Genomic DNA, 13,360 nt, shown 5'->3' with positions numbered 1-13,360 from the left:
GGCTTGTCGTGGTCGGGGCTGAGATCACCATGAAAATCGCATTGCTCGCCGTGCTTGGCCTTGCACTGGGCGCTCTCGGCGGTGCCGCTCTCGGCATCGGGGCCGGGCTTGCCTGGATCGGACTGGCGAAGACCTCGGGTCTCGACAGCGGAACCCTGGTGTTCTTCACCTTCATGCCGCTCGGCGCGGCGATCGGTGGCATCGGCGGCGCGCTGCTGTTCGCCGTGGTCGCGATCCGCGACGCCGAGATCGTGATCGAACGACAGCCGGCGCGGCAACGCGACCGCTGAAAGCGCTTTCGGGTGAAGTGGATGCGGAGTCCAGAGGCGGCGTTCACATTTCGGCAAGAACGCGTGCAATTGTGCATTGCAAAAAAGTCATTTGCGTTTTTGCCGATCCGCACTATTTGAGCGCTTAATAGTGAAGTGCAGCAACCTGGCACGGCGTCGGCGCTGACCGCCTGCCATTCGTTTGCTTTGAAAATCCAGTTTCAGGACCAGACCAAAATGACAGAGCACAGCCTCTGGCGTTTTTCGCGCGCATTGCATCGCGCGAACAACGAACGCCAGCTTGCAGACATCGAGCCGCTGCTCGATGACGAAATCGAATGGGCCATCTACGGGCCGATCGACCTGTTTTCCTTCTTCGGCTCGCGCCGCGGCAAGACCGCCGTGCTCGAGGTGATCAGGCAGATCGGTGAGAACCTGCGGGTCCACCGCTTCGACCGCGAGCAGATCATGCTCGGCACCGATTCCGCGGCCTCGATGCTGCGCTATTCGCTGACCGCGCTGGACTCCAACAAGCCGATCTCGCTCCGCATCGCGCATTTCGCGCAGTTCAAGACCGGCAAGCTGACGAGCTTCCGCATGCTGGTCGACAGCTTCGACCTGGTCGAACAGACCGTCGGCTATCCGATCCATCTGCCGCGGATCGCGGTCTGACGGGTCGGCGATTTCACGCCTTCGTCATGTCCGGGGCCGAAGCGCGAAGCCTGACTTCGCGTTGAAGCGCCGGCAGCAGCGGCCTGTTTTGCCAGCCCCGAACGGCCGCGCGCGCGGACGTCAGGCGCGATCGCGCCTGGCGTTGTCCCGGACATGACGATCACGCGTCTATCACTTGCCTCCAGAGTGCCTTTGCCACAATTTCGCGCCACGGCAACTGCATGTTGCGGCGCTGGAATTTGCGGGCTGGGAATGACTTCCACATCACGATTTGGCTGGGCAAGGCTGCCGGTGCTGGCGGCCGGCTTCAGCATGGCGATGGCGTTTTCGGCCGCCGCCCAGTTCCCGCCCTTGCAGATCACCCCTGCCGCGCAGGACGACGTCGAGGCGCCGGCCGAGCAGGCGCCGGCCGCCGATGCCAACGACGCCGACATCCTGAAGGACATCGACGAGAGCAAGCTCGACTGGAGCCAGCTCGACACCGATTCCACCAGCCTGCCCTCGCTGGCACCGAAGGGCGCGGCCAAGCGCAGCGGCGCCGGCAACGATCCAACCTGGACCACCAACAACAACGCCAATGGCTCGTCGGCGGTGTCGGTCAAGCAGTCGATCTCGCCGTTCCTCGACACCCGCATCGGCGCCGACATGACAGTCGCCAGGCAGGGTACGATGACGACGTCGGAGCAATTGTCGGAGCGGCTCGCCAATGGCGGCAACCTGCCGCAGTCCGGCGGCTCGGCCTGGGCCGCGATCTCGACCGGCGGCGTGGCTTCGATCTGGGACAAGACCTCGGTCGAGGCGCGGGTCGATCCGGGCGCCGACCAGAGCAAGGTCGGCACCTCCTTGAGCAAGTCGGTGCCGCTGTCGGAGCAGTATTCGCTGACGCTACAGAACGGCTACAACTACATCCAGCAGGGCGTGGTCCCGGTGCCGGGCATCGTCGGCCGCCCGTCGAGCAGCTACAACACCGACCAGTCGGCACGGCTGTCCGTCAACGACACCGGCACCAGCATCACCGCCGGCCAGACGCTGTCCGCCTCCGACGACAAATGGCTGCGCCGGATCGGCGCCGAGCAGAAGCTGTTCGACGGCGTCACCGTCTCCGGCTCGGTCGGCGAGACCCCCCAGGGCACGATCAACAAGAGCATCGGCGCCGGCTACAAGCACTCATGGTGAACGATCTGTTAGCCCTGTCGCGCTAATGATCAGGCATTGCCCCAACTTGGCCCAGATGCGGTCAAATTCGGCGGCACTGATAGGTCCGTAACTTCATCAATTCGTTGTGCGGGGGACAGCCGCGCTTCGCTATTGCGAACTCAGGGGAAAGCCGATGAACGCCACCAACCGCACCGAGGAAGCCGCAGAGGCGACGTCCGAGGTGGATTCCAACCTCGCCGCGGTCTCGGAAGTCGAGGCCGGTATCCGCGACTTCGTGCGCAACGACATCGCCTATCTGCGCCGGCCGGTGGCGAGCCCGGAGACCGCGCCGACCGACGCCAACACCGACGCCACCGTCAGCAACGTCAATTCGCTGATCCAGCGCGTCGCCGGCACCTCGCTCGCCGAGATCGAGAAGCTGATCGGGGAGCTCGAGAGTCTGCGCGACCTGCTGCATGCCGAGGGCCAGCGCGTCCAGCGCGAGATCTCCGGCTATGCCCAGCTCAGCCAGGCCGCGATGAAGTCGACGCGCATGATCGCCGACAACGTCTCGCAGTGGAAGCGCGCCGCCGACGGCCTGCGCAACAGCTGATCGCGATCAATCTCTGAAACCGCCGGCCGCCGCCTCCTGCATGGGAGGCGGCGGCTTCGTTTTGCGTGGCCGGTTTCGCGACGGAACGATTTGTTATTGGGCGCGGTGTAAACTCCGCAGTCGATTTTGATCCGGGCCGTGCCCGGCGGGAATCGATGCGGAGAACACTTCATGCAGAGCGTGCGGCCTGACAATGCCGACCCGATTCCGCTGCGCCAGCCGCGTCAGGGCGGCATCGGCACGATCATGATCCGGTTTGTCGGCATCCTCGCAGCCGCGACCGTCGTGATGGTGCTGATCTGGAATCGTTGAAGGGTTTCTGGAGAAATGTGACGCAGCCCGCCGGCGGATCACATTGTAAGAACGTAGACGCGCACCGGACGCCAGCCGCGCCGATGCGAACAGGACGGCTGGATCAGCGATCGATGCTCGCGGTGGTCTCGAACGAATAGTTGCCGTCGGCAAAGCCCTTCACCACCAGGCCGGTGGCCAGCATCACCACAAGCGTTACCGTCGCGAAGATAATGCCGACGAGTTTCAGCGCGCTGCGATCTGCCATGATCATCCCCAGTAGTTCGTGCCCTGAAGCCATAGGCAGGGACAAAGGTTCAAAATGCGTTAGCAAATAATCAGTTCCGCGCAACGCACAACTGCGTCGGACAGCAGGTAATCTGCCGACCATGGCGTTCGTGCAACATCAGGTGCGCGCAGGCCACATCAGGAACCTGGATTCCGGCGCGGCACGAAGGCGGTCGCGAGGAACGAGAACACCACTTCATTGCGCTGATTGATGCCGGTATTGCGCGCCTGAAGGATGCCCCATTGCGGCCGCTTCTCGGAGGTGCGCTTGGTCTCGACCTCGTTCGAATAGCTGATGGTGTCGCCTGCCAGCACCGGCCGGATCCAGCGCAGTTCGCGGAAGCCCGGCGAGGGTCCCCAGACCGCAGCCTGCTCGCCGCGCGCGGCGGCCTCGGCCGCAAGCCGCTGACCGTCGGCGACCAGCAGCTTCATGCAGACGCTGGCGACGTGCCAGCCCGATGCGGCGAGCCCGCCGAACAGCGAGTTGCGTCCCGCCTCCTCGTCGAGATGGAAGGGCTGCGGATCGAACTGCGCGGCAAAGCGCTTGATGTCCTCGGGCGCGAAGGTGAATGCGCCCAGTTCGCGCCGCGCGCCGATCTCGATGTCTTCAAAGAAACGCATTACTGGCTACCCGCGCCGTCCCGGCGGCTGATCATGATCGGCGATTCCATCTCGCACAGCGTCTCGCCGCGCGCATTGCGGATCGTGCCCTTGAAAGTGACGATGCCGGTCGCGGGCCGGCTCTTGGAGACACGCGCCTCGACGACATCGACGTCCAGCGTCAAATCGTCGCCCGGACGCAGCGGCGCGATCCAGCGCATCTCGTTGACCCCGGGCGAGCCGAGCGAGGCGGTGCGGCCGATGAAGCCATCGAACAGCATCCGCATCAGCAGCGACCCGAGATGCCAGCCGGAGCCCGACAGGCCCCTGAGCATGGATTTGCTGGCCGCCTCGTCGTCGAGATGCATCGGCTGCGGGTCGAATTCGGCGGCGAAGGCGAGGATCTCCTCGCGTGAAACATGGCGCGGGCCGAACGTGCCGAAGCGGCCCGGCTTGAAGTCTTCAAAGGTCAGCGTGGTCATGAGGTTGAGGATATGCCGGAGGGAAGCCCGATTGTGGCCGTTATTTGCGGCAATCACAACCAGCCCACTCGCATAGCTCGCTCCTGGACTGCCGGCGCCCGGTCCGGGGCTCGCCCTCCGCGGGGACGGACTGGGCTCCCCGGGTATCGACCGGTGGTGCGGAGGCGCTGAGCGCCGTCCGGGACCATCGATCCGGTGCAAGACTTCATCGCGATGGAGACCTGCGGCGCAGGCTCCGGGACGAAGTGATGCCGCCGGGGGTGACGCAGTAGGATGAGACGCGAATCATATTTCGGCCTGCCGGGAGAACCATGATGTTCGATTTCCAGGATCTGTTTCAGTGGGACCGTTTCATCACGCCCACGATCATCAAGACGTTCTACTGGCTCGTGATGGCCGTGATCGTGCTGTTCGGGATCTCCGGCGTCCTGTGGAGCCTCACGGCGATGGCGATCAGCCCGTTCGTCGGGTTCATCCAGTTGCTCGCCTCGATCGCCAGCATGTTCGTCGGCATCGTGTTCTCGCGGATCGTCGCCGAGTTCATCCTGATCGTCTTCCGCATCAACGAGCATCTCGGTGCGATCCGCGATCGGGACGCAGGGATGCAATGAGGCGCACGGTGCCCCGCCGCCCATGCCGTGGTTAATCCGAAGTAGTAGCCGCGCGCAAATGCCGGCGAAATTCCGACCGGGATATTAAAACCGCTCGCGTATCAGCCTTCCCATTGCGCTTAAAATCAATGCGGGGGCGACGTGAATTCGAGAAGCGGTTTCGCTGCCGTGAGGCCGGGTGCCGAGCCGGGCTTTACGACCGAGGATATTTTGTGGGCTGTCGGCATCTGGTCGGTGATCCTGACCCTGGCACCGGTGATCCTGTTCTATCTGCTGATGGTGGCGTAAGGCCACCTGCTCCGTCATTGCGAGGAGCACCGCGACGAAGCGATGACGACGACGACAAAAAACGCGCGGGAGCCGCGCGTTCTTTCCATTTCGAACCAAAGCGGCGTTGTTACGCCGCCTGCTTGTGCATCGCGCCGGAAGCCGACGCCGTGCCGCGGATCGCCTTGATCGAACGTTCGATCGCGGCCCACAGCCGATTGATCTCGGCGGCGGCGCGGCCCTCCGCGTAATATTCGCGGGCGCCTTCGCCCTGGCCGAGCGCCATCAGGAGATCTGCGCGGTTGGTGATCTGGCCGCTCCATACCGGCGCACGGAACTTGGCCAGCGCCTCGCGCGCGATCGCGACGATGCGGCTCTCGGCGCCGTCACGTTGCGCGGGCGCGCCGTTGATCACGACGGCATAAGGCTTGCGCATCGAACGGCAGGTCTGGATCGTTTCCTGCACCGCGTTGACGTCGAACACGCCGGGCCGCGCCGGAATGATCACCATCGTGGCGTTCTTGATCGAGTCGTCGACCACGGCCGACAGGTTCGGCGGCGTATCGATGAACACCCACTCGATGCCGTCACGCTTGGCTTGCGCAATGATCCCGCTGACCGAGTTCACCGCGGTCTTGATCGCCGGCTCGTTGGTGCCGCGCAGCTTGTGCCACAGCGTCAGCGAGCCCTGCGGATCGGCGTCGATCAGCAGACATGGCTTCGTGGCCTTGTGCACTTGCGCGGCGAGGTGAGCAGCCAGGGTACTTTTTCCCGAGCCCCCTTTACGCGAAGCGAAAACAATGACGTTCATACCTTGGCCTCCAGATTGACCCCAGGAGGCGAAAATGAATCAGAGCGCTGATTCGCGAAAGAAAAAACTTCTTGCAATCCGCAAAGCGGCCAAGATTACCGGTGCATTCTGCTTTTTGAGTCACACATCATCTATGACACAACCGCAAATGGAAGTGCTAAACGCTTGATTTGACTCAGGCCTAGCGTTTTTCGGCAGCTTTGGCGCGCTCGCGCGCGATCCATTTGCGTTCGATCCAGCCGAGCAATTGCGCGGTGGGTTTCTGCAACAACGGAACATCCTGCGCGAACAAAAGGAGTCCGAGCGGCAGCATCCAGAGGCCGAGCACCGGCAGGAAGCTGAAGATGCCGCCGATGATCAACAGAATCGCCAGCGGAATCCGCACATAGCGCGACGACGGCTTGCGCAGCCACGCGACGAAGCGCGCCGGCTTGTCCGGGAGCTTGGCTTCGAACCAGGCGAAATGCCGATCAATCTCTTGCCTGTAAAATTCGCTCACGCATCCCACTCCGTCCGTTCCACCGCAGGGAACGGAATCTGCAAACAACACAAGCTTGACAGATGATGCTGCGTGACAGCGTCACAAGGCGTCAGTCTGTCGCGCATCGCAGCCTTGAAATCGCCGCCACGCGACCCACGCAGCACCGAGGTCGGCTCGTGCGAGGACAGCACGCGGCAAGGCCGTCTAGCGTGCGCGCGATGAGAATTACGTCAGTCGGCCTGCCGCTTCGCCTTGCGCGGCTTCGCATGCTTGCGCTTCGCAGCCACCGGTCGCCGCTCGACGCGCTCGCTCGCCTCGCGCGGCTCGGGACCCGCGCGGAAGAACACCCGGCAGGCCGGCGAAAGTTGCGCCTTGTTCCGGATCATGCAGGCCGTGATGCGATCGACGTCGGGGATATCGGCACCACAGAGCCGGAACGCATCCGGCGTGCAGGCCTGTTGCTGGTCGGGCGTGTAGGCCTCAGCCCGGCCCGGCAACAGCAACGCCGCAAGCCCGACCGTGAGCAGCAACGCAAACGAAAAACTCCTTGAACCGGCGGTCCCCATGCGTCCCCCAAGGTGTCACTCGGCGTCTTCAACGCGTTGTTTCGGCGAGTGTGGGTGAAGCAACGCAGAAGCGCAAGCGGGCGTGATGGCACGCCACGGGCGGGGATCGCGGCCACCTTTGCAAGCCCCTGACGAAATTTATCAATTCGCGGCGGCGTTGCGCCATCTCGTCACGGCGGCGTTGCGCCATCTCGCAAGCGACGCTGGCCTTAACCCCTTGGCAGAAGCAATCGGCGGGCGAACCGGTGCGACGTCCGGTCGCTTGCCGGAAGCAATGTCAGACGGGAGCTTGTTCGTCTGCCGAAGCCTGATCGCTTCATCACGAAGCAGGCCGCCAACACGCGCCGCCGCAACGCTTGTCAATTCTATTAAAGCGAGTATCGTCACTTCATTGCTCGCAGTTCCTTTTTCAGTGGCCACCTGCCCGGCCGCGGTGGCTCGTTCCGCTCGCTCCCGGTTCTTGCGTTGTGGCCCCGCCATTGCAGGAGCGTCACATTGCCAGAACCAATCTCATTCGTGCTGACCGGCGTCCGTCAGAGCCAAACGACCCGCGGCGCTCCCGCCCCGACCACAGCCGCGACATGGCATCCGAAAGACTCCGTGATCGTGACGGCGCAACGCGGCGCCGGCGATGCGGTCATCAAGACCGCAGCCGCCGTTCCCGGAGAAGACATCGTCGTCATCGATATCGCAGACGGACCTTCGCTGTGGCTGCATCCCGAATCCGCGCGGGATCTGCTGCAATCACAGCACGATCCGCTCGCACGTGAAGGAACCACGCTCGGCCCGGGAGAGGTGCGCGTACCCGGCCGGCTGCAATGGCGTCTGGACGACGCAGCTCCCCTGTCGCGCGGCATTTTCGGCGACGTGCAGGTGGGGGCGCTGCACATTCTCACCGGGATCGTCGAGGACGAGGCGGCCGACTTCGTTGCCTCGAAGGTCGTGAAGTCCTTCGACTCGCAGGTCGACCCGGGCGTCTATCGGTTGCAGCCTGACGAGCTCCCGCCGCTCAAGGGGCGCGACAGGTCCCCTATCGCCGCCGCCGATGGAGCGTCGCTGGTTCTGATCCACGGAACCTTCAGCCAAACCTCCGGCACTTTCGGCAAGCTCTGGACCGAGCACCCGCAGTTGGTGGCTGCGCTGTTCAAGTCCTACAAGGACAGGGTCTACGCCCTCGATCATCCGACACTCGGCGCGAGCCCGATCGCCAATGCCATCACGCTCGCCGAAGCGGCGCCCGGCAACGCACGACTTCACCTCTTGACGCATTCACGCGGCGGACTGGTTGCCGAAGTGCTGGCACGCGTGTGCGCCAATCCACGCCTGTCCGGTCTGGACCTGTTCAGGGACGATGGTTCGAGCGCGGCCGAATTGAAACAGCTCGCCGAGCTCGTCGCGGACAAGAAGATTTCGATCGAGCGGGTTGTCCGCGTCGCATGTCCGGCGCGCGGCACGTTGCTCGCCTCCAAGCGGCTCGATGCCTACGTATCGGTGCTGAAATGGGCGCTCAAGCTCGCCCAGATTCCGATTGCGGACGAACTCGTCAACTTTCTCGGCGAAGTCGCCCGCCGACGCGCGGACCCCGACAAGGTGCCCGGCCTTGCGGCGCAGATTCCGGACTCTCCGCTGATCCGCTGGCTCCATTCGGCAACGAGCCCGATCAGCGGCGACCTGCGCGTCGTCGCCGGCGATCTCCAGGGCGATTCCGTGGTGTCCTGGGTCAAGGCCCTGCTGTCCGACGCATTCTTCTGGACCGACAATGATCTGGTCGTGCAGACCCGGTCGATGTATGGCGGCTCGCCGCGCGAGCGGGACTCGACCTTCGTTCTCGACCAGGGTGGCAAGGTCTCGCACTTCAACTATTTCAGCAACGCGCAGACGGCATCGGCAGTGGTCGACGCCCTGACCCGGACGGACAGCACGTCGCCCGACGGGTTCAACGTGATCGGCCCGCTCTCCTGGGCCGGAGAATCATCGAGCGGAACGCGCGCGGCGCTGCCCGCACGTCCCGCCAGCAAGGCCGCTGAATTGCCGGCACTGTTCGTCCTGCCCGGAATTCTCGGCAGCAACCTCAAGATCGCGGATGAGCGGATCTGGCTGGGATGGCGCCTCGTCAACGGCTTCAAGCGGCTCGCCTACGATCCAAACAACGCCGACGCGGTCGCGCCCGATGGCCCCATCGGAATCTACTACGACGATCTCGCCACCGAGCTGTTCAGCGATCATGACGTCAAGCCATTCGCATTCGATTGGCGACGCCCGATCATGGCCGAGGCAAAGCGGCTCGCAGAGGCGATCGCGACGGCGCTCGACGCGCGCAAGACATCAGGGCAGCCGGTGCGGATCATCGCCCATTCGATGGGCGGGCTGGTTGCGCGTGCCGTGCAGATCGTCGATCCCGCGACCTGGGATCGGATGATGCAATCCGACGGAGCGCGGATTCTGATGCTCGGAACGCCGAACGGCGGATCCTGGACACCGATGCAGGTGCTGTCGGGCGATGACAGCTTCGGCAATCTCCTCATCAATGTGGGCGCGCCGTTCGCCAGCAACGAATCGCGCCAGCTGATTGCGGGCTTCCCGGGATTCGTTCAGCTCCAGGCGGGCCTGTTGAACGGACTCGGTACGGAAGCGGCCTGGCGAGATCTCGCAACGTCCGATCTCGATGCCATCCGCGCGCGCAGCACGTGGCACAGTCTGGCACTTCAGCTCGCTCAATTCGAATGGGGTATCCCGTCGCAAGCCGTGCTCGACGATGCGGTGGAGCTCCGTCGCGCGCTCGACAAGCAACGCGACCGGGACCTCGTCTCCTGGGCCGACAGGCTGCTGCTGGTGGTCGGCAAGGCGCCAACCACGCCTGACGGCTACGAGGGCGCGCGCGATGGCGGCAGGGGGCTGGTCTATCTCGAGGTCGGCGACGGCGATGGCCGGGTCACGCAGGAAAGCGCCGAGCTTCCGGGAGTGGCGACCTGGTCCGCCGATTCCGATCACGGTTCGCTGCCGCGGTTCAAGGTCGCATTCGAAGCCTACCGCGAGCTTCTGAACACCGGCACCACGAAACGACTGACCCGGGTCTCCGCGATTGGCACTGCCCGGCAGAAGGCCGCCGAAACCGCCGGGCCGGTGGCGCGAGCGCGTCCCGCCCGATTGCGGGTGCGGCAATCGCCGCCTCAGAGCGAGCTCGACGTGCTGTCATCGGCGGCAGCGCGCGCTCCGCAAGCCGCGCCGGTGTCGGCGTCGCTGCACATCGAGGTCGTCAACGGCGATCTCACCTTTGTCGCCGAACCATTGCTGATCGGCCACTACCGGTCATCGAGCCTCACCGGCGCGGAAGCTGCGATCGACAATGTCCTCAATCGTGCGATGAGCGCATCGTTGCATCGCGGTCTGTACGCCACGGGACCGGGAACATTTCAGATCTTCCGGAATCTCAGCGACGATCCCAAAAGGCTGATGCCGCTGCCCGCGGCGGTGATCGTCGCAGGTCTCGGCCCCGAAGGCGAGTTGCGCGGCTCGGATCTCGTCGACACGGTTCGGCAGGCCGTGATCGGATGGTCGCAGCGTCTCACCGAACGCAGCCCGGTCGTCACCGGATTTGCGCTCGCGACCACGCTGCTGGGCAGCGGCGGCAGCGGCATCACGCCCGGCCAAGCCGCCCAGTTGATCGCGCAGGGCGTGCGTGAGGCCAACGAACAGATCGCGGAGAAGGACCCTGCGGACGCGCAGTGGCCGCGTGTCGACCAGCTCAAGATCATCGAGCTCTATCTCGACCGCGCGAGCGACGCCTGGAATGCGCTTCAGACCCTCGCGATCTCGGCACCCGGCTCCTATGCGATCGCCCCGACCATCGCACGAGAAGCCGGCGCGCTGCGCCGGCCGCCGGAGGCCGGATATCGCGGCGCCGACTACGACTTCATCAGTGCGCTCGTGCTGAAGACCGAGGGCGACAGCCAGGAGATCGCCTACACCATCAACTCGAAACGGGCGCGCAACGACGTGCGTCCCCAGCCGATGCAAGTGCGCCTCATCAAGAACCTGGTGACGACCGCCTCCAACAACACCAATACCGACGCGCAGATCGGCCGAACCTTGTTCACCCTGCTCCTGCCCCGCGATCTCGAGTCGTTCCTGGGTGGCAGCACGGCGACGGTGCTGGAGCTTGACCAAGGAACGGCTCCGATACCCTGGGAGGCCCTGGAGTCGCCGACAGCTTCGAACCGGCAGAAGCCATGGTCGATCCGGACCAAGCTGTTGCGCAAGCTGCGGATGACGACGCCCGACATCGCCGTGAACAACGCCACGGCCGACGACGACATTCTCGTGATCGGCGACCCTGCCTGCGCTCGAGAGACCTACCCCATCCTGCTGGGCGCCAGGCGCGAGGCCCTCGAGGTCGCGACGTTCCTGACCGCGGCCACGACATCTCCCGATAGCCCGAAGTCCAACTCGGCACGGGTGACGTCCGTGATCAGCGGTCCCAGCCCCGGGGATCCCGAACCCGACGCGATCGCCGTGCTCAATGCGGCCTGCAAGAAATCCTGGCGGATCATCCATGTGGCGGGCCATGGCGAGCCGCCGACCGAGACCGACAAGGGCATCGCGACGAGGGGCGTGGTGCTCTCGGGCGGTTCGTTCCTGGGAGCCAATGAAATCCAGGCGTTGCGGGTCCAACCCGAGCTTGTGTTCGTGAATTGCTGCCATCTCGGGACCGGCGCTGCAAACGAGCTGCTCGGGCCCACCAACTACAACCGCGCGCAATTTGCGTCCGGTGTCGCCCAGGCCCTCATCAAGAGTGGCGTCCGATGCGTGATCGCCGCCGGCTGGGCGGTGGACGATGAAGCTGCGAGCGTGTTTGCCAGGGAGTTCTATCGCGCGCTGCTCGCAGACAAGCGCTTCATCGACGCCGTCGCGGCGGCCAGGGAAAAAGCCTATGCCGTCGGCGGCAACACCTGGGCGGCCTATCAGTGCTATGGCGACCCCGACTGGCGGTTCCGGCGAACAACCGGTGATGCGCAGCGCCCGACGCCTGCTCCGGGGCAGGAGTTTTCCAGCATTGCCTCTGCCCCATCCCTGATGTTCGCGCTCGAGCAGATCGAGGTGGAAAGCGAGTACCAGCGCAAGTCGTCCGACGTTCAGGCGGGACGCCTGCGCTATCTCGAGGCCACCTTCGGCCAGTACCGAGATCGCGGAGACGTCGCCGAGGCATTCGGAAGCGCTTGGGCGAAATCGGGCTTCTTCGCGGAGTCGATCGCGTGGTACGAGCGCGCGAGAGCGGCACAGGATGGAACGACATCCCTGATCGCGATCGAGCAACTGGCCAATGCGAGAATCCGCCAGGCCTGGAGCAACATCAACAGCGTGGCCGGACCGTCGACCAAAGCCTTCGACGACGCTCGCGCGGCCATCAAGGATGCGATGGCGCTGCTCGACAAACTGTTGGCGCTGGCGCCGACCTACGAGCGGCAAAGCATCTACGGCTCCGGATTCAAGCGATTGGCGATGCTCGAAGCCCTGGCTGGTGATCAGTCCGCCGAAATGCAGGCGATCGACGAAATGCGGCAGCACTACAGCGCCGCGGAGACGATCGCGCGCGACACCAAGACGCGTCCGTTCTTTTATCCGGCGATGAACCGGATTGCGGCACAATTGGTGCTGGCGAAGCCGCTCAGGGCCAACGACATCGCGGAAGTGCGCCAATCAATGTCGTCCGCCGCACCGGACTTCTGGACCGTCGTCGGACAGACCGAACTGAACCTGTTCGTGTCGATCGGCGCCGGCCGCCTTGCGCAAGACGTCGCGCGCCTGATCGAAGACTTCGGGCAGCACCATGCCCGCGTCAACAATGTCAGGATGTGGCGTTCCGTCCTCGACAATGCTGCGTTCCTGCTTTCCAGATACGCACGGTCCGCCGGACAGAGCGAAAAGACTGCCGCCGATCGGCTGCTCGCCGCGCTCGGATCGCTGGCGGGAAGTGAGCCACCGGTCGCGGTCGCAGCGGCCAAGCCGTCAGCGACCAAGCCGTCAGCGACCAAGCGGGCGACTCCACGGCGACCCAAGGCCGCCAAGCGCGCAGCGAAAGGCAAGCGGCGGCGCTGATCGGGATGGAGCGACGCGTGCTGGGCGCCCCCTTGATCTTGCAAGGCGTAAATTCGCTCGGGCCGATCGGCAAGGCGCTCGGAATGCGGAGCAGTTCAATTGCGGTTGGTACAGTTGGGTGGGAACCGCCGCGCTCCAGCCTAACCCTTGATAAACCTAGCATATTCTTGCCAGAA

The 13,360-nt window shown here is 64.5% G+C and carries 14 protein-coding genes; 8 read left to right on the top strand and 6 right to left on the bottom strand.

Annotated features, from left to right (window positions below):
• Positions 1-29: 29 nt before the first annotated feature.
• The 5 genes from CWS35_RS12330 to CWS35_RS39495 all read left to right on the top strand — a co-directional run bounded on the left by CWS35_RS12330 (position 30) and on the right by CWS35_RS39495 (position 3,003).
• Entirely contained in the window at positions 30-290 is a 261-nt protein-coding gene (locus CWS35_RS12330; protein WP_024584462.1) for a hypothetical protein, read from the top strand.
• A gap of 216 nt (positions 291-506) precedes the next feature.
• The gene (locus CWS35_RS12325) at positions 507-941 is read left to right on the top strand and encodes a nuclear transport factor 2 family protein (RefSeq protein ID WP_168226315.1); all 435 of its coding nucleotides are present in this window, start codon (positions 507-509) and stop codon (positions 939-941) included.
• Between the two features lie 252 nt (positions 942-1,193).
• On the top strand, positions 1,194-2,117 hold the full coding sequence (locus CWS35_RS12320; RefSeq protein WP_168226314.1) for a hypothetical protein: 924 nt from the start codon (positions 1,194-1,196) through the stop codon (positions 2,115-2,117).
• A 154-nt stretch (positions 2,118-2,271) separates the two neighbouring features.
• Positions 2,272-2,691: a hypothetical protein gene (locus CWS35_RS12315; RefSeq protein ID WP_024584465.1), complete on the top strand. Its 420-nt coding sequence runs from the start codon at positions 2,272-2,274 to the stop codon at positions 2,689-2,691.
• Positions 2,692-2,862: 171 nt separating this feature from the next.
• Positions 2,863-3,003, top strand: coding sequence for a hypothetical protein (locus CWS35_RS39495; RefSeq protein ID WP_168226313.1), 141 nt, complete (start codon positions 2,863-2,865; stop codon positions 3,001-3,003).
• Between the two features lie 103 nt (positions 3,004-3,106).
• On the opposite strand, the gene CWS35_RS39490 is transcribed toward CWS35_RS39495, so the two are convergent.
• From CWS35_RS39490 to CWS35_RS12305, 3 genes are all read right to left on the bottom strand, one after another.
• On the bottom strand, positions 3,107-3,250 hold the full coding sequence (locus CWS35_RS39490; protein WP_024584466.1) for a hypothetical protein: 144 nt from the start codon (positions 3,248-3,250) through the stop codon (positions 3,107-3,109).
• A 158-nt stretch (positions 3,251-3,408) separates the two neighbouring features.
• A complete protein-coding gene (locus CWS35_RS12310) occupies positions 3,409-3,891 on the bottom strand; it encodes a MaoC family dehydratase (protein ID WP_024584467.1) in 483 nt (160 codons plus the stop codon).
• Positions 3,891-4,352, bottom strand: coding sequence for a MaoC family dehydratase (locus CWS35_RS12305; protein ID WP_024584468.1), 462 nt, complete (start codon positions 4,350-4,352; stop codon positions 3,891-3,893). Before CWS35_RS12305 ends, CWS35_RS12310 begins: the two co-directional genes overlap by 1 nt.
• Positions 4,353-4,666: 314 nt before the next feature.
• Between CWS35_RS12305 and CWS35_RS12300 the strand changes: the two genes are divergently transcribed.
• The gene (locus CWS35_RS12300) at positions 4,667-4,963 is read left to right on the top strand and encodes a DUF4282 domain-containing protein (protein ID WP_100956280.1); all 297 of its coding nucleotides are present in this window, start codon (positions 4,667-4,669) and stop codon (positions 4,961-4,963) included.
• Between the two features lie 141 nt (positions 4,964-5,104).
• The gene (locus tag CWS35_RS39485) at positions 5,105-5,251 is read left to right on the top strand and encodes a hypothetical protein (protein WP_168200187.1); all 147 of its coding nucleotides are present in this window, start codon (positions 5,105-5,107) and stop codon (positions 5,249-5,251) included.
• A gap of 109 nt (positions 5,252-5,360) precedes the next feature.
• Here the strand turns inward: CWS35_RS39485 and CWS35_RS12295 are convergent, their stop codons facing one another.
• From CWS35_RS12295 to CWS35_RS12285, 3 genes are all read right to left on the bottom strand, one after another.
• On the bottom strand, positions 5,361-6,041 hold the full coding sequence (locus tag CWS35_RS12295) for a ParA family protein (RefSeq protein ID WP_021081815.1): 681 nt from the start codon (positions 6,039-6,041) through the stop codon (positions 5,361-5,363).
• A gap of 181 nt (positions 6,042-6,222) precedes the next feature.
• Positions 6,223-6,549: a hypothetical protein gene (locus CWS35_RS12290; RefSeq protein WP_029880075.1), complete on the bottom strand. Its 327-nt coding sequence runs from the start codon at positions 6,547-6,549 to the stop codon at positions 6,223-6,225.
• A 203-nt stretch (positions 6,550-6,752) separates the two neighbouring features.
• Positions 6,753-7,088 carry a hypothetical protein gene (locus CWS35_RS12285; protein WP_245438947.1) on the bottom strand — a complete coding sequence of 112 codons (336 nt, stop codon included), beginning with the start codon at positions 7,086-7,088 and terminating at the stop codon, positions 6,753-6,755.
• Positions 7,089-7,583: 495 nt separating this feature from the next.
• On the opposite strand from CWS35_RS12285, the gene CWS35_RS12280 reads away from it, so the two are divergent.
• Complete coding sequence (locus tag CWS35_RS12280; RefSeq protein WP_157817131.1) at positions 7,584-13,184, top strand: CHAT domain-containing protein; 5,601 nt, start codon at positions 7,584-7,586, stop codon at positions 13,182-13,184.
• The last annotated feature ends 176 nt before the right edge of the window (positions 13,185-13,360 follow it).

It is taken from the genome of Bradyrhizobium sp. SK17 (genome assembly GCF_002831585.1).
Lineage (GTDB): Bacteria > Pseudomonadota > Alphaproteobacteria > Rhizobiales > Xanthobacteraceae > Bradyrhizobium.
This window is presented reverse-complemented; position numbering and strand designations above follow the sequence as displayed.

Excerpts from the sequence above, each read along its gene's own strand:
- CWS35_RS12305 (WP_024584468.1), bottom strand. The coding sequence starts at position 4,352 with ATGACCACGCTGACCTTTGAAGACTTCAAGCCGGGCCGCTTCGGCACG.
- CWS35_RS39495 (WP_168226313.1), top strand. The coding sequence starts at position 2,863 with ATGCAGAGCGTGCGGCCTGACAATGCCGACCCGATTCCGCTGCGCCAG.
- CWS35_RS12315 (WP_024584465.1), top strand. The coding sequence starts at position 2,272 with ATGAACGCCACCAACCGCACCGAGGAAGCCGCAGAGGCGACGTCCGAG.
- CWS35_RS12285 (WP_245438947.1), bottom strand. The coding sequence starts at position 7,088 with ATGGGGACCGCCGGTTCAAGGAGTTTTTCGTTTGCGTTGCTGCTCACG.
- CWS35_RS12295 (WP_021081815.1), bottom strand. The coding sequence starts at position 6,041 with ATGAACGTCATTGTTTTCGCTTCGCGTAAAGGGGGCTCGGGAAAAAGT.
- CWS35_RS12310 (WP_024584467.1), bottom strand. The coding sequence starts at position 3,891 with ATGCGTTTCTTTGAAGACATCGAGATCGGCGCGCGGCGCGAACTGGGC.
- CWS35_RS12300 (WP_100956280.1), top strand. The coding sequence starts at position 4,667 with ATGTTCGATTTCCAGGATCTGTTTCAGTGGGACCGTTTCATCACGCCC.
- CWS35_RS12330 (WP_024584462.1), top strand. The coding sequence starts at position 30 with ATGAAAATCGCATTGCTCGCCGTGCTTGGCCTTGCACTGGGCGCTCTC.
- CWS35_RS12325 (WP_168226315.1), top strand. The coding sequence starts at position 507 with ATGACAGAGCACAGCCTCTGGCGTTTTTCGCGCGCATTGCATCGCGCG.
- CWS35_RS39490 (WP_024584466.1), bottom strand. The coding sequence starts at position 3,250 with ATGGCAGATCGCAGCGCGCTGAAACTCGTCGGCATTATCTTCGCGACG.
- CWS35_RS12320 (WP_168226314.1), top strand. The coding sequence starts at position 1,194 with ATGACTTCCACATCACGATTTGGCTGGGCAAGGCTGCCGGTGCTGGCG.